Below are 19,568 nucleotides of genomic sequence, written 5' to 3' on the forward strand. Positions count from 1 at the left end.
AGCAGCCTGCGCCAGGGTTGGGTGCAGGATGCAGGCATCACTCCACAAGAGAATGGAAGCATGGACGGTACTTGTGCAAGTCCCCAGCAGATGAACGCGCAACAGCGCTCGGCGCATATCCGTGAGGTGGTGCTGGCCGAGGGCGCGCGCCTGCGCCGGCGGCATCCCTGGCTGCTGCATCAGGACGCGCTGGGCGCGGGCATCCTGGCGTTCGCACTGGTCGGCATGCTGGGTTCGGCAGCCCTGTATATCAGCGGTCACATTGCCTGGTGGGTGTGCCTGCTGCTCAATGCTTTCTTCGCCTCACTCACCCATGAGCTGGAACACGACCTGATCCACAGCATGTACTTTCGCAAGCAGCGCGTGCCCCACAACCTGATGATGGGCCTGGTGTGGCTGGCGCGGCCGAGCACGATCAACCCGTGGATTCGCCGGCACCTGCATCTCAATCATCACAAGGTCTCCGGTACCGAGGCCGATATGGAAGAGCGTGCGATCACCAACGGCGAGCCCTGGGGCATCGCACGCTTGCTGATGGTGGGTGACAACATGATGTCCGCCGTGATCCGCCTGCTGCGCGCCAGGACCTGGCCGCACAGGTTCAGCATCCTCAAGCGCGTGTTGCTGGTGTACGCCCCCCTGGCGTTGCTGCATTGGGGCGCGTGGTACGTCTTTCTCGGCTTTCATGCCGCCAATGGCATCGCCGGCCTGCTGGGCATGCCCATCGAGTGGTCAGCCGGCACCTTGCAAATGATGCAGGTGATCGACATCGCGGCGGTGGTGATCATCGGCCCCAACGTGCTGCGCACCTTTTGCCTGCACTTTGTCAGCTCCAACATGCACTACTACGGCGATGTGGAGCCGGGCAATGTGATCCAGCAGACCCAGGTGCTCAACCCCTGGTGGATGTGGCCCTTGCAGGCGTTCTGTTTCAATTTCGGCAGCACCCACGGCATCCACCATTTCGTGGTGAAGGAGCCGTTCTATATCCGCCAGATGACGGTCAGGGTGGCGCACACGGTCATGGCCGAGATGGGCGTGCGCTTCAATGATTTCGGCACCTTTGCGCGGGCCAATCGGTTTGAACGCGAAGCGCAACCGGACAGCGAACTCGCTTTGAGCAAGCAATGAACGCCAGCGGCAGGTCGCGAATCTGTTCGCGCCCCGGCGGCTGGTAGTGATCGTCGCTGATCAGTTCATGCAGCAGCTCTTCGCGCAATTGGTGGAATTCAAAGCTGCTGCGCTGGCGCGGATGGGGCAGGGCGATCTCGACCACCTGCTTGATCCGCCCCGGTCGGGGTTCCATCACCACCACACGGTCGGCGAGGAAAATCGCCTCTTCCACGTCGTGGGTCACCAGCACCGTAGTGATTTTGGCGCGGGCGCGAATCGCCAGCAGTTCGTCCTGCATCTGCTGGCGGGTCAGTGCATCCAGTGCGCCGAAGGGCTCGTCCAGCAGCAGAATCCGTGGGCTGGCCACCAGGCCGCGGGCGATCGCCACCCGTTGCGCCATGCCGCCGGAGAGTTGATGGGGATAGGCGCGGGTGAAGTCGGTAAGGCCCACCAGTTCGATAAAATCGCCAATGCGTCGGCTGCGCTCGGCCTCGCTCAAGGGCTCATTGACCAGGCCCAGCCCGATGTTCTGCGCCACCGTCAGCCACGGAAACAAGCGGTGCTCCTGGAACACGATGCCGCGTTCGCCACCGATGCCGTTCACGGGCTTGCCATCGACCTGGATCTGTCCGCGAAACTGCGTATCCAGCCCTACCAGCAAGCGTAAAAGCGTGGACTTGCCGCAGCCGCTCGAACCGACAATCGCGACAAATTCACCCTCGACGATCTGCAGGTTGAATTCGCGGATGGCTTCCAGTTCGAAGCCATCCACCTCGAAAGACTTGCCCACATGGTTGAAGCTGACAATCGGTGCGTTCATGCGTGTCTCCAGCCGGTGGCGCGGGTTTCAAGGCGTTGGCCGATAAGGTTGAGGGTGGCGCCTGTAAGGCCGACCAGCAGCATGCCGCTCATGATCAAATCCATGCGCAGCAGCTGTTGGGCGCCGATCATCAGGCTGCCGATGCCGCCATTGGACGGCATGAAGTATTCCGCGCCGATGGTGCCCAGCCAGGCGTAGATCAGGCTCAGGCGCAGGCCGGCGAAAATGCCCGCGGCCGCGCCGGGCAGTATCAGGCGGCGCAGCCGTTGGAACAGGTTCAGGCGCAGCACCTGCGCGGCTTCGCTCAGTTGCGGTGACAGGTTCAACACGCTGCGCTGGGTGGCGATAAACAGCGGGAAAAACGCCGCCAGGCCAATGAACACCCACTTGGCCAATTCCCCCAGGCCAAACCAGGCCGTGAGCAGCGGCACCCAGGCGAAGATTGCGATCTGGCGCAACGCCGCCAGGGTGGGGCCGAGCACCCGCTCACTGCGCGGTGACAAGCCCAGCCACAGTCCCATGGCGAACCCCAGGCTGGCGCCCAGTACCAGGCCGCCCAGGGTGCGCCCCAGGCTTTTGCCCAGCGCGCCCGACAGCGTGCCATCCACGACGCCCGTGGCGGTTGTCTGCAGCACCGTCCATGGGCTCACCAGGATATTTGCGTCGACCCAGCCGTGTTGCGTCGCCACCTGCCACAACGCCAGCAACCCCAGCGGCAGCAGCCACGGCTGCAGGCGCTGCCAACCCTGGTAACGCGGGCCGCGTCGGATGTGCGCCGTGGCCGGATGCGGCCAGCGCACCCATTTGCGATCCAGCCAGCCGACGCCACGGTCCATCACCACGCCCAGCACGCCGATGACCACGATGCACACAAAGACAATATCGAGCATGAACAACTGGCGTGCCCACACCATCAGGTAGCCGATGCCTTCACTGGAGGCCAGCAACTCCACCGCCAGCAGCGACGTCCAACCGGCCGCCAGGGCCAGGCGCACACCGGCCATGAACGCCGGCAGTGCGGCGGGCAGGATCAGCTGGCGGATCAGCAGGTGAGTGGGCAGGCGCAGCACGCGCGCAGCTTCGCGCAACTGCGGCTGCGCATCGCGCACACCGACCAGCGTATGCAGGGTCACGGGCACCACGATGGCCTTGACCAGCACCACCAGTTTCAGGGTTTCGCCGATGCCGAAAAACACCATGAACAACGGAATCCACGCCAGGGTCGGTACTTGCGCCAGCGCGCTGAAGGCAGGAAACACCAGGCGCTCGGCGCGCGCACTGAAGCCCAGCCAGGCGCCGAGCAAAGCCCCGGCGCCGATGCCCGCCAGCAAGCCCCAGAACAGGCGCTGCACACTGATCGCCAGATGGTCCCACAGCTCGCCGCCCGCCAGTTCCACCGCGCTGCTCCACACCAGTGCAGGCGGCGGCAGGATTTGCTCGCTCATCCACTGATTGCGGCTGGCCAGCCACCACCAGGCAAACAGCGCCAGCGGCAACAGCCAGGGGCTGAGCGCCGGCCAGCGAAATGTGGGCGTTGTCAGAGGCGTGCTCAACCGTGCGGTCCGGGCCATCGAGGACCTCCCTTTGGTTATGTGATTTCGATCTTATAAAAACGTAATCAAGATGATTGTGAGATAAGAAAGGTCATTTAAAGCCCGTACCTGATACGCATCCAATGCATTCGGAGAATATTTTCCATGCTGTTTATGCATAGCTCGCTGCAGCCTGCGGTTTGTCTCGCATAGTTCAAAAGGTTATTAAATTGTGAATTTATAGTATTTAAAGTTTCTATCTGCCTATGGCTACTTTCAGCTCCCCAGGCGACCGTCGCCCACCAGGAGCTGCCCTTATGAAACTGCCCTTCAAACGTCTGATCACGCTGTTCGCCGCTACCGCGCTGGCGGGTCTGGTGCAGGCCGCCGAGCTCAAGGAAATCCGCATCGCCGTGCCCGACCTCAGCGCCGGAAGCCAACACAGCGGTGGCGGTATTACCGATGTATTGCGCCAACAACAGATCTTCGAAAAAGCCTTTGCCGACCAGGGCATCACGATTCAGTGGAATTACTTCAAGGGCGCGGGCCCGGTGATCAACGAAGCCTTCGCCAATGGCCAGGTGGACCTCGCTTATCTCGGCGACCTGGCGGCCATCATTGGCCGTTCCAATGGCCTGGATACCCGCTTGCTCAGCGCCACGGCGCGGGACATCAAGCAGTACCTGGGCGTGGTGCCCGGCTCGGGCATCAAGACCCTGCACGACCTCAAGGGCAAGCGCGTCGCGGTGTTTCGCGGCACGGCCAGCCAGTTGTCATTCGACAGCGCATTGGCCAGCCAGGGCCTGAGTGAAAAGGACCTGAAAGTCATCAACCTGGATTACAACGCGGCCGGTGCGGCGTTGGCCGCCAAGCAGATCGACGCGACCTGGGGCGGCTCGAACCTCACGGCGCTGCAAGCCAAGGGGCTGGCCGAGATCGCTCTGACCACCAAGGACCTGAACGGCGCCGGCAGCATCCAGGCGGTGCTGGTGGGCAGCAAACAGTTTGTCGACGAGCATCCAGGCGCCGTGGCCAAGTTGCTCAAGGCCCAGCAGCAGGCGGTGCAATGGTTGACCGATGACAACAACAAACAGGCCTACATCGAGCTGGTGTCGGGGCTGGCCAGCTATCCGCCGGTGATCCTGACCAAGGATTTGCAGGACCAGCAACTCAGCCGGATTTTCCCCGCGACGCTGGATCCGGTGTTCCTGGGAAAATTGCAGGATGCGGTGGATCTGGCTTCCAGGGAGAAGTTGATTCGCCGCTCGTTTCAGGTGAGTGAGTGGGTGGCGCCTGGGTTGGTGGCGGCGGGGCTTTGAGCCCAGTGGTGCCTGGGGGATCGCTATCGGGGGCAAGCCCCCTCCCACATTTGAATGTATTCACACACCAGAACTTGTGAACCCAATCCAGTGTGGGAGGGGGCTTGCCCCCGATGAGGCCCTTCAGACCGCCAAACTTATATCCTGCCTGTCGACCTCCACCACCATCTCAATCATCGCCTTGGCCGCCGGCGACAACCGCGACCCGGTACGGCTGACAATCCCGCACCGCGCACTCAGGGTCTCCATGTTCTGCGGCAGGTTGCGCCAGTGCAGCAGCACCAGCGCGCCGTTGGCGACGTCCTCGGCGAACGCTTCCTCGGTGCCCACGCCAATGGCGTTGGACTGCAGCACGATTTTCACCAGCGCCGGGAAGTGTTCGGTCTGGATACTCGGTGAAAAATCCATGCGCCCGCTCAGGTTCGCCAGCAGTTTGCGAATGCCCTGGGAGATCAGCGGCGCGGCCAGCGGGTAGTCGAACATGTCATTGGTCGACAGGCTGTCCTTGGCCAGCAGCGGGTGCCCCGGGCGGCAGAAAAACACGCCGCGCTTGGCGGTCAGCGCACGGGTCTGGAAGTTCGGGTCAGCTTCGAACTGGCGGATGTCGGCAATGAAGAATTCGATCTCCTCGCGGCTCAGGGCGCGGCTGAGTTTTTCCCAGTTGTCCACCTGGAAACTGGTGCGGATTTTCGGGTGCGCGCCGATAAACCGCGCCACCGCATCCGGTACCAGCTTCACCGCCGGCGCCGGGCCGCAGCCGAAGCGCAGCTCGCCGGCATCGAGCTTGGTCATGCGCGTGACTTCACTGCTCAGCAAGGCGGCGCCGTGCACCAGGGTCAGGGCGTGTTGCAGCACCACCTGGCCTTCCGGCGTCGGGCGCAGGTCCTTGTGGCCACGGTCGATCAGCACGCAGCCGAACTCCTGTTCCAGCCCCTGGATACTGCGGCTGAACGCCGGTTGAGTGATGCCCATGGCGTCCGCCGCGCGTACGAAACTGCGGTGTTCGTTGAGGGCAATGAAGTAGCGCAGTTGACGCAGATCCATATGCATTCCCGGCATTTGAAAAATATGTCGAAGGCATTTGCGAGCGACGCAGCTGAGGTTTTAAATGCAAGCTCTTATTCCGTCAACGAAGCATTCGTTAATTTGCTAGATCTAAAAAGCATATTAATAGAGCGTTGCCGACGAGCGTTTCACCATCCGCAGGCACATGAGGGTCACCACAATGAGCAACGCCGCATTAGCTGTTCAACCCATCGCCCAGGCACTGGACATTCATCCGGTCGCCGGCCGCATCGGCGCCGAGATCCGTGGCATCAAACTGTCGGGGCATCTCGATGCCGCCACTGTCGACGCCATCCAGCACGCGCTGGTGCAGTACAAGGTGATCTTCTTTCGCCAACAGTCCCACCTTGACGACCAGAGCCAGGAGGCCTTTGCCCATCTGCTCGGCGAGCCGATTGCCCACCCGACCGTGCCGGTGCGTGCCGGCACGCGTTTCCTGATGGAGCTGGACGGTACTCGCGGCCAGCGCGCCAATTCCTGGCACACCGACGTGACCTTCGTCGATGCCTACCCCAAAGCTTCGATCCTGCGTTCGGTGCTGGCGCCCACATCCGGTGGCGATACCGTATGGGCCAACACCTCGGCGGCCTACGACGACCTCAGCGTCGAGCTGCGCGCCCTGGCGGATAACCTCTGGGCCATCCACAGCAACGAATACGACTACGCCGCGCTCAAGCCGGATGTGGCGGTGGAGCGGCTCGAGGAGTACCGCAAGGTGTTCACCTCGACGGTGTATGAAACCGAGCATCCGGTGGTGCGTGTGCACCCGGTCAGCGGTGAGAAAACCTTGCTGCTGGGGCACTTCGTCAAACGCCTCAAAGGCTATTCCCAGGCCGACTCGACGCAACTGTTCAACCTGTTGCAAAGCCACGTCACCCGCCTGGAAAACACCGTGCGCTGGCGCTGGAACAGCGGCGACGTGGCGATCTGGGACAACCGCGCGACCCAGCATTACGCGGTGGACGACTACGGCACCCAAGAGCGCATCGTGCGCCGGGTGACGCTCAAGGGCGATGTGCCGGTGGGTGTGCAGGGGCAAGCCAGCAAAACCACCAAAGGTCTCTAGGCAAACACAAATCCAAATGTGGGAGGGGGCTTGCCCCCGATAGCTGAGTGTCAGTCAACCTTTCAGTAGCTGACACACCGCCATCGGGGGCAAGCCCCCTCCCACAGTGATTTGCATCGTTCTACCAGACGCCGATCTGCACCACCTTCTCCGCCTCCGGCTCACCGTAGCGAAACCATTGGCCACGCACCTCAATCTCGGTGTGGCTGATGGTGGTTCGCCGCTTCAACCCGCGCAGCCAGTCGAACAGATAACCCACATGCACCTCGCGCACGTCGGCATAGGCCGGGTCGGCGCCCAGGTCGTGTACTTCCTGCGGGTCGTTGTGCAGGTCGAACAGCTGCGGGCGGAAGCCGTCATAGGCCAGGTATTTCCAGCGCTCGCTGCGCACCATGGTCATGCGGCAACGGTCGATCGGCTGGCCCAGGCGCTCGCGGGCGGGGGCCTGGAAGGCGTAGTCGTACTCGGCAATCGCATAGTCACGCCAAGGCGTCGGTTCACCGTGCAGCAGCGGGATCAGCGAGCGGCCTTCCAGGCGATGCTCGGCGGCAGGCAGGCCCAGGGCGTCGAGGAAGGTCGGCAGTGCGTCGATGGTCTCTACCAGGCGCGCATCCACCGAGCCACGGCTGATATCGGCACTGGCACGCGGGTCGCGCACGATCAGGGGAATGCCCACGGCAGGCTCCAGCAGGAATTCCTTTTCACCGAGAAAGTGATCGCCGAGGAAGTCGCCATGGTCGCTGGTGAACACGATCAGCGTGTCATCCCAGCGCCCGTTGCTTTGCAGGAAATCGAACAGCCGCCCGAGCTGGTCGTCGATCTGTTTGATCAGCCCCATGTAGGTTGGAATCACCGTGAGCCGCACCTCGTCGCGGGAGAAGTTCAGGCTCTCCTGGTGTTGACGAAAGGCCTGGTACACCGGGTGATCGCTGGTGTGCGCCGGTTGAATCGGCGCCTGGATATGCTCGGCGCCATACAGCGCGTGGTACGGCGCCGGGGCGATATAGGGCCAGTGCGGCTTGATATAGGACAGGTGCAGGCACCAGGGTTGTTCGGCCTGCTCCTGGATAAAGTCGATGGCGCGGTCGGTGGTGTAGACGGTTTCCGAGTGCGGCTCGGCAACCCGCGCCGGCAACCCGGCGTTGCGCATATGCCAGCCGCTGAGCACTTCGCCGTTTTCACCCTGTGCGGCATTGGCCCATTCATGCCACGGGTTGCTGCCGCTGTAGCCCTGCTCGCGCAGGTAATGGGTGTAGGGCGCGGACTCGCGTTTGTCCTCGAACAGCGGGCTGTCGGGGTAAATACCGTCGTGACGGAAATAGGTGTCGAAGCCCACTTCGTTCAGCGCCTCGGCCTGGGCGCTTTCAGGGTCGATATTCAAGCGCTGCAAGGCCTCCAGGTTCGGCGTGGCGTGGGTCTTGCCCACCAGCGCGGTGCGGATGCCGTGGCGGCGCAGGTAGTCGCCGATGGTCAGCTCTTCCAGGGGCAGCGGCACCGCATTCCACGCCACCTGATGGCTGCTGACGTAGCGCCCGGTGTAGGCCGACATCCGCGACGGGCCGCAGATGGTGCCCTGGGTGTAGGCGCGGCTGAAACGCACGCCGGCTGCGGCGAGACGGTCGATATTCGGCGTGTGCAAATGGGCGTGGCCGTAGCACGACAGGTAATCGCGGCGCAGTTGGTCGCACATGATGTAGAGCACGTTGCGTACGGGTTTTGGTTCAGACATAGGGATTCACCGGTCGGAGGACAGGAGCGTTTTTTCGCCGTTCGGGGGCATGCTGGCAAGTGCATTTGAGGTCTGGGTTTTATGCAGTGAATGCATGGGTGTGGCTACCGACGTCATCGGGGGCAAGCCTCCTCCCACACTTGAAATGCATTCCAAATGTGGGAGGAGGCTTGCCCCCGATGGCGTCGGTTCACACAGCGATATTCTCAAGCGTGCAAATATCTTCATCCAACTCATCTACCTCCTTGATCTGCTCAATCATCGCCTCCGCCAACGGCGACAGCCGATACCCCGCACGGCTGACAATCCCGTAGCGGGTGTAACGCTCCTCCAGGTTTTCATCCAGCCCCTCGATCTTCAAATACACCAACTCGCCCCGTGCCATGTGCAGCACGTCGCTGTTGGCGCTGACGATGCCGATGGCGTCCGAGCGCAGTACCACGCCCAGCAGGCTGTAGCCGTTTTCGCATTCGACGTTGGGCAGGTAGTCCGGTCGGCCACTGAGGTCGACGATGACTTTGCGCAGGTTCGGCGGGCGGATGGTCACGGCCAGCGGGTAGCTCATCAGTTCGACGGGGCTGATGCTTTCGTGGGTGGCGAGGGGGTGTCCGATGCGGCAGCAGAAATACCAGCGGCGCGGGCGCAGGCGGTGGGTGTGGTAGTCGGGGTTGGCTTCGAAGTGGCGGGTGTCGGCGACGAAAAACTCGAACGCTTCACTGAGCAGGCGTTTGCTCAGGCTTTCCCAGTCGTCCACCTGGAACTGCACGCGGGCCTTGGGGTAGCGCCCGATAAAACTGCCGATGGCGCGGGGGATCAAGCCACCGGCCGGCGCCGGGCCGCAACCGAAGCGCAACTCGCCGGCCTCCAGGCCGTTGAATTGGCTGATCTCATTGGCCAGTTGCTGCGCGCCGCTGACCAGGCGCCGGGCATGTTCGAGCAGCACCTGGCCTTGTTTGGTCGGCGCCAGGTCTTTGCGCCCACGGTCGACCAACTGGCACCCGGCGCTGTGTTCCAGGGCCTGGATGCTGCGGCTGAAGGCCGATTGCGACAGGTTCACCGTCAACGCCGCCGCGACGAAACTGCGGTGTTCGGCGAGGGCGATGAAGTGGCGAAGCTGGCGCAGGTCGATATGCATTTTTCACATCAAAAATATCCGGGAAATGCATTGGCTATGCATTAGGTCGACTCCTTATAAAGGCTATCTCTTATGCAGTAAATGTTCTTAAAACCATAAATAAATAACCTTAAGGAATATGCCTTGCTGGATATTCCTGGGTTCCGGAGCCGCCCATGAGTCTGTTCAAGCCCGTTGTACCCTTCAAGCGCCTGCCCCTGGCGATGCTGCTGGCGGGCAGTGCCAGTTGGACCCCCAGTCATGCTGCCGAGCCGGCTCCGGCAGGCGAGAGCGCCAGTGGCCAGTTGGAAACCGTCACGGTCACAGCGCGGCGGCGCACCGAGAGCGCCCAGGCGGTACCGACGCCCATGAGCGTGATCGGCGGCCAGGCGCTGGAGAGCCAGCGGGTGTATCGGATTCAGGACCTGCAGCAGCTGGTGCCCAGCGTCAACGTCGCCTATATGCATGCGCGCCAGTCCAGCGTGTCGATTCGCGGTCTGGGCAACAACCCGGCCAGCGACGGCCTGGAGGGCAGCGTGGGGTTGTATATCGACAACGTCTACCTCGGGCGCCCCGGTATGGCGGTGTTCGACCTGATGGATATCGAGCAGCTTGAGGTATTGCGCGGCCCGCAGGGCACCCTGTTCGGCAAGAACACCACGGCGGGGGTGATCAATATCAGCACCCGCGCGCCGAGTTTCACCCCGGAGCGCAGCATCGAAACTTCGTTGGGCGAGGACGGTTATTTCCAGACCAAGGGCACGATTTCCGGGCCGCTTACCGATGAATTGGCCGGACGCTTTTCGGCCTATCGCACGCGCAGCGACGGCGACATCAAGAATGAACATGACGGCCACGACCTCAATGGCGGTTCGCGCCAGGGCTTTCGCGGGCAACTGCTGTACAAGCCCAATGAGGCCTTCAACCTGCGCTGGATCGGCGACTACAACGAGGAGGATTCCAGCGCCGGCACGCGCGTGCTCTACAGCACCGGGCCGACCATCAGCGGCACCAACCTCTATCAGTCCCGGGCCAACGCTGCGGGCGCGACCCTGGTCGATGGCACCCACCGCAAGGTCAACCTGGACAGCGACCAGCGCGTCACCGTGTTCCAGGGCGGTACCTCGCTGGAAGCCAACTGGACCTTGCCGAGCGACTTCACCCTGACGTCGGTCAGCGCCTATCGCTGGTGGAATTTCACCCCGCGCAACGATGACGGCCTTAACGTGCCGGCCTCGTATAACGCCGGCGTATCGGTGGAGGACAAGCAGTGGTCCCAGGAATTTCGCCTGGCTTCACCCCAGGGCGGGTTTTTCGATTACGTGCTCGGCGCCTACTACTTCGGCTCTGACCTGGATAACAAGTCCTTCGCCTATTACGGCCCTCAGGCCGACATCTGGAACGGCACGCCGAGCGGCGCGTTGAGCAACGTGAGCAGCATCGGCAACGGGCATATCCGCACCGACAGTTTTGCGCTGTTCGCCCAAGGCACCTGGCACCTGACCGAACGGCTGGATTTCACCGCCGGCCTGCGCGGCACCTACGAAGAAAAAAGTGCCTGGGTGACACGCAATGCCCCGCTGGGCGGCGCTGCGGTCACCGGCGCTGCTGCCACGGCGCGACGCGGGCGTACCGGGGCGTATGACTCGGGTGACCTGACGCAATACAGCGCCACGCCGTCGGGGCTGCTCAACCTCAGTTACCATTTCAATGACAATTTGCTGGGCTACGCCACGCTTTCCCACGGCGAGAAGTCCGGCGGCGTCAACCTGGCGGTGGGTTCGGCGCCGACGGCGGGGGCCGACTCGCTGTTGATCGGCACCGAGCGCGCCAACAACGCTGAGTTGGGTTTCAAGAGCACGTTGTGGGACCGACGCCTGCAACTCAACGCCAACCTGTTCTGGACCCAGGTCAATGGCTACCAGACCAACGCCTACGACCAGGACAACCGTGTGCAGTACCTCACCAACGCCGGCTCCGTGCGCTCGCGGGGGGTAGAGGTGGAAAGTACGCTGGTGCCGATCAAGGGCCTGACGCTGAACCTCAACGGCTCCTTCAACGATGTGAGTTACCTGTCTTACAAGGACGCGCCATGCCCGCCGGAAGTCAGCCTGCGCCCCGGCGCACCGACGTCCTGCGACCTCACTGGCCACCAGGTGGTGGGCGCGTCGAAATGGATCGCCAACGCCAATGGCGAGTACAAGTGGAACCTGGATAACGGCTTTGAACCCTACGTCACCGCCAGTTATGCCTTCCGCTCCAAGGCAGTGGGCACCGTGGAAGATTCCGACTACGGGCAGATCCCGGCCTATGCGCTGGTCAACCTCTCCACCGGTCTGCGCGGCAATTACCAACAGGGCCAGTGGGACGTGTCGCTGTGGCTGAAAAACGCCTTCGACAAAACCTACTACAGCACCCTGTGGACCGGCGCCAACGGCGGTTACGAGGGCCTGCTGGGCACGCCGCGCACCCTAGGCGTGACTGGGCGCTACGACTTTTAGCCCGGTGCGATAGGTGGCCGGGCTGAACACCCGTGTCACCAGCAGCATCGCCAGCGCAGTCACTGTCAGCACGATCCAGGCGCTGACAAAGTTGCCGGTCAATTCGCGCAGCCAACCGGTCAGCCACGGCGAAATGGCGTTGATCAAAAAGCCTACGCCCTGGACAAAGGCGGCCAGTTGCCCGGCCTGGCGTGGGTCGCGGTGGTGGTCGAGGGTCAGCAGCAGGCTCAGGGCGAAGCACGCGCCCAGGCCGAAGCCGCACAAGGCCACCCACACGTGGGGTAGGGCCTGCGGCGCGATGATCAGGCCGAGGTAGCCGAGGGTTTGCGCCACCAGGCTGATGCCGAGCAGTGGGCGCCGGTCGATGCCGCGTTGCGCCAGCACCGGCATCAGCAGCGCGGCGATCACCTGGAAAATGGTCATGAAGGCCAGCAGCGAGCCGCTGGGCAGCACGCCCCACCCCAGTTGCTGGTAGTAGGCGGGCAGCCAGGCCACCATGCTCATGTAGCCGCAGTTGACCAGGCCGAAATACAGCGCAAGCAACCACGCCCGACGGTTGCGCAAACCTTTGAAGGCGGGCGCCACGTGTGGATTCCTGGCGGCGCCCAGCGGCAGCCACGTCCATAGCAACAAGGCTGCCAGCGCCGGTAACAGCCACACACCCAATCCGGCCTGCCACTGCTGGAAGTGCGTCGCCACCAGCGGGCTGAGCAACGCCGCCAGGCCGCCGCCGGCCATCAGTGAGGCCGAATACACGCCCATCGCCACCGGCACGCGCTGATGAAACTCACGCTTGATCATCGCCGGCACCAGCGCCTGGATCAGCGCCACACCCGCGCCGCCGAGCAACGCGGTGACCAGCAGCGCCGACGCCTGGCCCATCAGCCAGCGCGCCAGGCACGCCAGCAGAATCATCACCAGGCCCAGAGCGATACCGCGCCGTTCACCGAGCCGCGCTTCCACGCGCACGCCCACCAGCGCCACCAGGCCCATGCAGATGACCGGCAGGCTGGTCAGCAGGGCGCTGCTCTGGAAGCTCAGGCCGGTGGCCTGGCGAATTTCGCCGAGCAACGGGCTGATGGAACTGAGGATCGGCCGCAGGTTGAGGCCGAGCACCACCAGCAGGCTCCAGCCTGCAAGGGACTTATTGAGGGTCATGCAGCGCCTATGCACCGGTTAAATGTGGCGTGAGTATCGCCAGCGCCCCGGGTATTCTGAAATTAAATATAACCATGCCAATCAGTGGCAAAGAGAATGACCATGTTCGATCCGGTATTACTGCGCAGCTTTGTCTGCGTGGTCGATTGCGGCAATTTCACCCGCGCCGCCGAGCGCCTGCACTTGACCCAATCCACCGTCAGCCAGCAGATCCGCCGCCTGGAAGTTGCCGTGGCTTGCCAGTTGCTGGATCGCGACCAACGCCGTGTCGTCGCCACTGCCGAAGGCGAGCGCTTGCTGGCCTATGCGCGACGCATCCTGGCCCTGCATGAGGAAGCCGCCGATGTGTTGATCAGCCAGCAAAGTGACGGTGTGCTGCGCCTGGGCGTGCCGGAAGATTTTGCGGCGCAGCGGCTGATGCCGTTGCTCTCGGCGTTTGTGCTGGCCTATCCACGGGTGCGCCTGGAGGTCACCAGCGGCCTGGGCCCCGAATTGCAACGACAATACCGCAGCGGTGAGTTCGACGTGTTGCTGGTCAAGCAGATGGGCAGCAGCGATGACTGCCTGGCCTCGTGGCCCGAGCCGCTGTGCTGGGTGGACAGCCGCAGCACGCCGTGCCTGGGACGCGACCCGTTGCCACTGGTGGCGTTTCCCGTTGGCGGTCTGTACCGCAATGAAATGCTGCACCACCTTGAAGTGGGCGGCTGGCGCTGGCGTATCGGCTATTCCAGCGCGAGCCTGGCCAGCGTGTGTTCGGCCGTGGCGGCGGGGTTGGGCGTGAGTCTGTTGCCGCTGAGGGTGGTGCAGGCCGGGCATGTGGTGTTGGGCAAAGAGAGCGGTTTGCCCGTGGTGCAAGGCGTGCGCCTGGCGTTGTATGCCCGCAGCGGCCTGAGTGCGGCAGGGCAGTGCTTACAGGCTGAATTGTTCGATTTGTGCGCAAACAGCCCGGTTGAGCCATGCCTCTACTGAATATTTTGCATGCCTGAAACGCATTGAAAAATGCCACCTCGGCGCTAGGCCACGCAGACCGTGGCTTTGGCGTATGAGTCAGTTTTATTTATTCAAATTAGGCATAAGCATAACTTTAAAGGTTACTTTAAGAGATAAGCACCCAGCCCGATGATTCAACCCTGGACGGCCTGCAACGCAGGTTCGTCGGTTTTTGGGTTTGAAGACCGTAGGGGGAGTGAATCAATGGGCAATGTCCAGACCGCCGCCCGTGCCACTGAGGCGCAAGGGCGCCCTGCACCGAGCGGTGAGTTGGTCGACCTTGGCCGGCCGCATCGTGCGCCGTTGGGGCAGTTGCGCCTGCAGCAGACCCCCAAGCGTTTTTCCAGCCGACGCGAAGGCGTTCTGTTGGGCTTGTTGGTGCTGGCCTTGCACGGTGCGGTGATCTACTGGGTGAGCCAGAAGCCCACCCCGGTGCTGCCGGTGGTGCCGCCGGAAATTCCGCCGATGACCATCGAGTTTTCCCGGCCGGCGCCGCCGGTGGTTGAACCGCCGCCGCCGGTGCCGCCGCCACCTCCCGTGGTCGAGCCACCGCCGCCGGTAGTGGATGAGTTGGCCGCCAAGCCGGCGCCGCCGAAACCGCTGGTCAAGCCCAAGCCCAAGCCGCTGCCTAAACCTGAGCCCAAGCCGGCACCCAAGGTCGTCGAACAACCGCCCGCACCGCCCGTACCGGCGCCCCCGGCAGCAATTGCACCACCAGCGCCGGCGCCGGTTACGCCCGCTTCGGCCAATGCTGCGTACCTGAAGAACCCGGCGCCGGAATACCCGTCACTGGCTCAGCGGCGTGGATGGGAGGGCACCGTGTTGCTGCGGGTACACGTCTTGGCCAGCGGCAAACCCGGTGAGATCCAGCTGCAGAAAAGCAGCGGTCGCCAGCAACTCGATGACGCCGCGTTGGCCGCCGTGAAGCGTTGGAGCTTCGTGCCGGCCAAGCAGGGTGAAGTCGCCCAGGACGGCTGGGTCAGCGTACCGATCGATTTCAAGATTCATTAATTATTCAGCTGCACAGAGGGAACACATCATGGCTTTGGCATCTCCACTTGAATCCATCGAAAGCGCGGTGATCTGGTTGCTGGTGGTCTTTTCGGTCGCCACCTGGGGCTTGGCATTGTTGAAGGGCGTGCAGTTCGGGCGCCTCAAGGCTCAGGATCGCAAATTCCACAAACAGTTCTGGGCCGCGTCGAGCCTCGACGCCGCCGCCGAGCTGGCCGATACCCAACCGGGCGCAGCGGCCCGGGTGGCCCGGGCCGGGTATGCCGCGATCCAGGTTGGCGATACCCAGCACGTGGCGGACCTGAGCCAGGCCATCAATCACCAGGACCGCCTCGAGCGTGCCTTGCGCCAGCAGATCGTGCGTGAGCGCCGCTCCCTGGAAACCGGCCTGGCGGTAGTCGCCAGCATCGGCAGCACCTCGCCGTTTATCGGCCTGTTCGGCACCGTCTGGGGCATCATGGAGGCGCTCAAGGGCATCAGCGCCGCCGGTTCAGCCAGCCTGGAAACCGTGGCGGGCCCCATCGGTGCGGCGCTGGTTGCAACGGGCGTGGGGATTGCCGTCGCGGTGCCGGCGGTGCTGGTCTACAACTATTTCCTGCGCCGCCTGAAGCTGACGGCCGCCGACCTTGACGACTTTGCCCACGACTTCTACAGCCTGGCGCAAAAGAACGCCTTCCGTGTGCTGCTGCACCCGGCGCTGAACAAAGCCAGCGCCGGTAACCCGCAGAAAGTGAAGGAGGCGTCCTGAGATGGCCTTTTCCACCCAAGACAGTGATGAGGTGCTGAGCGAGATCAACGTCACGCCGCTGGTGGACGTGATGCTGGTGCTGCTGGTGGTGTTTATCGTCACCGCGCCGCTGCTGACCAATTCGATCCCGATCAACCTGCCCAAGACCGAGGCCGTGGCGCCGGTCGAGCAGAAGGACCCGCTGGTGGTGAGCATCGACGGTGCCGGCAAGCTGTTTATCAACAAGGACGAAATCCAGCCGGACCTGCTGGAATTCAACCTGCAGGCGGCCAGGGCCAGGGACCCCGATGTGCGGGTGCAACTGCAGGCTGACGATCGCGTGAACTACGGCGAAGTGGCGCGAGCCATGGCGTCTATCGAACGCGCGGGGATTACCAGGCTGTCGGTGATAACCGCACGTTAGTTGTAAACAAGCCTCGACGATTTTTGGGCCGTTTCCTTGGCAGGGTGCGGCCTTTTTTTATGTATGGCCGATGAGGTAAATGTGGGAGGGGGCTTGCCCCCGATAGCGGTGTATCAGTATCAGATGTGCTGACTGACAGAATGCTATCGGGGGCAAGCCCCCTCCCACCGTTTGATTGCAGGCGGGCTTGATATTTTGGTTATTAATAAATAGCTTCTTATTCCTTAACGAATATAAACCGTGTCCCTATACTGATCAGCAACGTTAAACGCTGCAGGAGGGCACACCCATGCACAGCGAGTCGATTCGTTACCTGATCGTGCCGGGCTGGCAAGGATCGCCAGAAGAACATTGGCAAAGTCACTGGCAGAACAGCCTGCCCAACAGTGCGCGCGTTGAGCAGGACGATTGGCTGACCCCGCGCCGTGAAGACTGGGTGGCCGCGTTGGCTGAGGCGATCGCCGCCGACAGCACGCCGGTGATCCTGATCGCCCACAGCCTGGGGTGCATCACCGTGGCGCACTGGGCGGCCACCGCGCCTGTGCAGTGCCTGCGCCAGGTGCGCGGCGCCTTGCTGGTGGCGCCGGCGGATGTCGAACGACCGGCCTGTGCCCCCGCCCTGCGCAACTTTGCGCCGATTCCTACCGACCTGTTGCCGTTTCCCAGCCAGGTGGTCAGTTCCGACAACGACAGTGCCGTCAGCGCGCCACGGGCGTTGGAACTGGCGCGCCAGTGGGGCGCCGAAGCCGGCATATTGTCGGGTGCCGGGCATATCAATGTGAAGTCCGGCCACCAGCGCTGGGAACAGGGTTTCGCCTACCTCTATCGCCTGCAGAATCGCCTTGAGCATCACGCTCGGCGCCGCGCATAACCTATTTCAACGCCCCGTCCCTTGAGTGGATGGGGCGGGAGCCTGCCATTAGTCTGCATGAAACCTACGGCCAGCCGTTGCTGACCTTTCCCGACGCCGAAAAAAGCCCGCTGAGCATTCGCGCCAAGGCGTTGGTGTTTGTCGACCCACGTTCGCGGCAGCTGCGCGAAGACCTGGAAAATCTCGCGCCGCGTGCGCTGTCCGTGTTGATTCGTGGCGAGACCGGGAGCGGCAAGGAGCTGCTGGCGCGGCATATCCACCGTGGCAGTGATCGCACGGGCCTGTTCGTATCGGTTAACTGCGGCGCGATCAGCCCGACCTATGCCGACGCGGAACTGTTCGGCTACACCGCCGGCAGCCACAGCGGCGCGGCGAGCAGCCGAGCCGGGTGGTTCGGTTCGGCCAATGGCGGCACCTTGTACCTGGATGAAATTGGCGATTTGCCGTTGCCGATCCAGGTCAAATTGCTCGCCGCCCTGGAAAACCACGAGGTCACTCGCGTCGGCGCCCAGCAGCCAAGCCCGGTGGACGTGCGCCTGGTGGCCGCCACCAGCATCGACCTGGCCCAGGCGGTGGCGGCAGGCAAGTTTCATGAGCGCCTGTTTCATTATTTGAGCGAAGGTCAATTGGACCTGCCGGCGCTGCGCGAGCGGGTCGGCGACATCCTGTCCCTGGCCGAATACTTCCTGGGCATCTACAGCCAGCGCCTGGACCTGCCGGTGCCGCTGATCAGCGACGCCGCCCAACGCGTGCTGGAGCATCACAGCTGGCCGGGCAACACCCGCGAGCTGGAAAACGTCATTCACTTTGCGCTGTTGGTGAGCAGCGGAGATGAAATTCTGCCCGAGCACCTGAACTTGCCCAGCGCCGGCTCGCCGTTGGAGCAAGTGCGGCGGATTTTCGCGAGCGCCAGCCCTGCGGAGCGGGAGACGCTGCGAAAATTCCTGTATGAGCAAAATGGAATATCAACGTGAATAAAAGATATTGTTCGGGAATAAAAAATCTAGGTATTGTCCACTCCACGCCGCGATAGCACTTCGCTGGCACCTCACATAAAAAACGGTCGTTAGAAGGACATTGCATGAAAAAGGTTCTGTTGTTTACCGCACTGGCGGCTGCCCTGACTGCCAGCTTCGCCCAGGCCAACGAGAAACTGGTGGTAGCCGCCACTCCGATCCCGCATGCGGAGATCCTCGAGCTGATCAAGCCGACCCTGGCCAAAGAGGGCGTGGACCTGGAAATCAAAGTCTTTACCGACTACGTACAACCCAATACGCAGGTTGCCGAAAAACGCCTGGATGCCAACTACTTCCAGACTCTTCCGTACCTGGAAAACTTCAACAAAGGTAAGGGCACCAACCTGGTGACCGTGGTCGGCGTGCACGTCGAGCCCATCGGCGGTTACTCGAAAAAGATCAAGAATATTTCCGAGCTCAAAGATGGCGCCACCGTGGCCATCCCGAACGAAGGCTCCAACAGCGGCCGCGCCCTGTTGCTGCTGCAAAAGAACGGACTGATCACTCTGAAAGATCCGACCAACGCGTTGTCCACGCCGAAGGACATCAAGGACAACCCGAAACACCTCAAATTCAAGGAGCTGGAATCGGCCCTGTTGCCGCGCGTACTCGACCAGGTTGACCTGGACGTGATCAATACCAACTACGCGCTGGAAGCCGGCCTGAACCCGGCCAAGGACGCGCTGATCATCGAAGATGCCAAGTCGCCCTACGTGAACTTCCTGGTCGCTCGCCCGGACAACAAGGACAGCGACGCTATCCAGAAACTGTCCAAGGCGCTGACCAGCCCGGAAGTCAAAGCCTTCATTGAGAAAAAGTACAACGGCGCGGTCGTGCCGGCGTTCTGATGTAAGCCAAAACCCCCTTCAAGGTTTCAACGCCGACGGCTATTACAGCGTCGGCGTTTTTTTTGGCCCTGAATTTTTAACGCAACCAAGAATGTGGGAGGGGGCTTGCCCCCGATAGCGGTGTGTCAGCCAGCATATCTGTCACTGACACTCCGCCATCGGGGGCAAGCCCCCTCCCACATTTGAACTTCATTCGATGGTAAATCTGGGGTTAGCTTTTTGAGTGATATCCATATGTATTTTCGGTATTTAAATTTTGCTTTT

The 19,568-nt window shown here is 62.5% G+C and carries 16 protein-coding genes and 1 pseudogene; 11 read left to right on the plus strand and 6 right to left on the minus strand.

Features of this window, described 5'->3' with window-relative positions; all coding sequences use genetic code 11:
• The first annotated feature begins 60 nt into the window (after window positions 1-60).
• On the plus strand, window positions 61-1,131 hold the full coding sequence (locus tag MRY17_RS00995; protein WP_243353143.1) for a fatty acid desaturase: 1,071 nt from the start codon (window positions 61-63) through the stop codon (window positions 1,129-1,131).
• Here the strand turns inward: MRY17_RS00995 and MRY17_RS01000 are convergent.
• Together MRY17_RS01000 and MRY17_RS01005 are read right to left on the minus strand one after the other, a co-directional pair.
• A pseudogene (locus MRY17_RS01000) lies at window positions 1,121-1,933 on the minus strand (ABC transporter ATP-binding protein); the annotation flags it as partial. The gene MRY17_RS00995 and the pseudogene MRY17_RS01000 sit on opposite strands and share 11 nt — an antisense overlap.
• Complete coding sequence (locus MRY17_RS01005) at window positions 1,930-3,504, minus strand: ABC transporter permease (protein WP_243353144.1); 1,575 nt, start codon at window positions 3,502-3,504, stop codon at window positions 1,930-1,932. The pseudogene MRY17_RS01000 and the gene MRY17_RS01005, both read right to left, overlap by 4 nt.
• 278 nt (window positions 3,505-3,782) lie before the next feature.
• Here MRY17_RS01005 and MRY17_RS01010 point away from each other — a divergent pair, with 278 nt between their 5' ends.
• On the plus strand, window positions 3,783-4,784 hold the full coding sequence (locus MRY17_RS01010) for an ABC transporter substrate-binding protein (protein WP_191952621.1): 1,002 nt from the start codon (window positions 3,783-3,785) through the stop codon (window positions 4,782-4,784).
• Window positions 4,785-4,907: 123 nt separating this feature from the next.
• Here MRY17_RS01010 and MRY17_RS01015 read toward each other — a convergent pair whose 3' ends face one another.
• Complete coding sequence (locus MRY17_RS01015; protein WP_243353145.1) at window positions 4,908-5,828, minus strand: LysR family transcriptional regulator; 921 nt, start codon at window positions 5,826-5,828, stop codon at window positions 4,908-4,910.
• A 181-nt stretch (window positions 5,829-6,009) separates the two neighbouring features.
• On the opposite strand from MRY17_RS01015, the gene MRY17_RS01020 reads away from it, so the two are divergent.
• Window positions 6,010-6,915 carry a TauD/TfdA dioxygenase family protein gene (locus MRY17_RS01020; RefSeq protein ID WP_243353146.1) on the plus strand — a complete coding sequence of 302 codons (906 nt, stop codon included), beginning with the start codon at window positions 6,010-6,012 and terminating at the stop codon, window positions 6,913-6,915.
• Window positions 6,916-7,036: 121 nt separating this feature from the next.
• Here MRY17_RS01020 and MRY17_RS01025 read toward each other — a convergent pair whose 3' ends face one another.
• On the minus strand, window positions 7,037-8,644 hold the full coding sequence (locus tag MRY17_RS01025; RefSeq protein WP_243353147.1) for an alkaline phosphatase family protein: 1,608 nt from the start codon (window positions 8,642-8,644) through the stop codon (window positions 7,037-7,039).
• A 190-nt stretch (window positions 8,645-8,834) separates the two neighbouring features.
• Entirely contained in the window at window positions 8,835-9,779 is a 945-nt protein-coding gene (locus MRY17_RS01030) for a LysR family transcriptional regulator (protein WP_243353148.1), read from the minus strand.
• A gap of 155 nt (window positions 9,780-9,934) precedes the next feature.
• Between MRY17_RS01030 and MRY17_RS01035 the strand changes: the two genes are divergently transcribed.
• Window positions 9,935-12,259 carry a TonB-dependent receptor gene (locus MRY17_RS01035; RefSeq protein WP_191952626.1) on the plus strand — a complete coding sequence of 775 codons (2,325 nt, stop codon included), beginning with the start codon at window positions 9,935-9,937 and terminating at the stop codon, window positions 12,257-12,259.
• On the opposite strand, the gene MRY17_RS01040 is transcribed toward MRY17_RS01035, so the two are convergent.
• Window positions 12,230-13,417, minus strand: a complete 1,188-nt coding sequence (locus MRY17_RS01040) for a CynX/NimT family MFS transporter (RefSeq protein ID WP_124421940.1) — start codon at window positions 13,415-13,417, stop codon at window positions 12,230-12,232. The genes MRY17_RS01035 and MRY17_RS01040 overlap by 30 nt on opposite strands.
• A gap of 102 nt (window positions 13,418-13,519) precedes the next feature.
• Between MRY17_RS01040 and MRY17_RS01045 the strand changes: the two genes are divergently transcribed.
• The 7 genes from MRY17_RS01045 (at window position 13,520) to MRY17_RS01075 (ending at window position 19,304) form a co-directional block, all read left to right on the plus strand.
• Window positions 13,520-14,386 carry a LysR family transcriptional regulator gene (locus tag MRY17_RS01045; RefSeq protein ID WP_181283864.1) on the plus strand — a complete coding sequence of 289 codons (867 nt, stop codon included), beginning with the start codon at window positions 13,520-13,522 and terminating at the stop codon, window positions 14,384-14,386.
• 225 nt (window positions 14,387-14,611) lie between these two features.
• Window positions 14,612-15,418, plus strand: coding sequence for an energy transducer TonB (locus MRY17_RS01050; RefSeq protein WP_124421942.1), 807 nt, complete (start codon window positions 14,612-14,614; stop codon window positions 15,416-15,418).
• Window positions 15,419-15,446: 28 nt separating this feature from the next.
• A complete protein-coding gene (locus MRY17_RS01055; protein WP_199771600.1) occupies window positions 15,447-16,166 on the plus strand; it encodes a MotA/TolQ/ExbB proton channel family protein in 720 nt (239 codons plus the stop codon).
• Between the two features lies 1 nt (window position 16,167).
• Entirely contained in the window at window positions 16,168-16,569 is a 402-nt protein-coding gene (locus MRY17_RS01060) for an ExbD/TolR family protein (protein ID WP_243353149.1), read from the plus strand.
• Between the two features lie 289 nt (window positions 16,570-16,858).
• Window positions 16,859-17,440, plus strand: coding sequence for an alpha/beta hydrolase (locus MRY17_RS01065; RefSeq protein WP_057725379.1), 582 nt, complete (start codon window positions 16,859-16,861; stop codon window positions 17,438-17,440).
• A 47-nt stretch (window positions 17,441-17,487) separates the two neighbouring features.
• Window positions 17,488-18,414, plus strand: coding sequence for a sigma 54-interacting transcriptional regulator (locus tag MRY17_RS01070; RefSeq protein ID WP_243353905.1), 927 nt, complete (start codon window positions 17,488-17,490; stop codon window positions 18,412-18,414).
• 107 nt (window positions 18,415-18,521) lie between these two features.
• On the plus strand, window positions 18,522-19,304 hold the full coding sequence (locus tag MRY17_RS01075; protein ID WP_181283867.1) for a MetQ/NlpA family ABC transporter substrate-binding protein: 783 nt from the start codon (window positions 18,522-18,524) through the stop codon (window positions 19,302-19,304).
• The last annotated feature ends 264 nt before the right edge of the window (window positions 19,305-19,568 follow it).

It is taken from the genome of Pseudomonas orientalis, from assembly GCF_022807995.1.
GTDB lineage: Bacteria > Pseudomonadota > Gammaproteobacteria > Pseudomonadales > Pseudomonadaceae > Aquipseudomonas > Aquipseudomonas orientalis_B.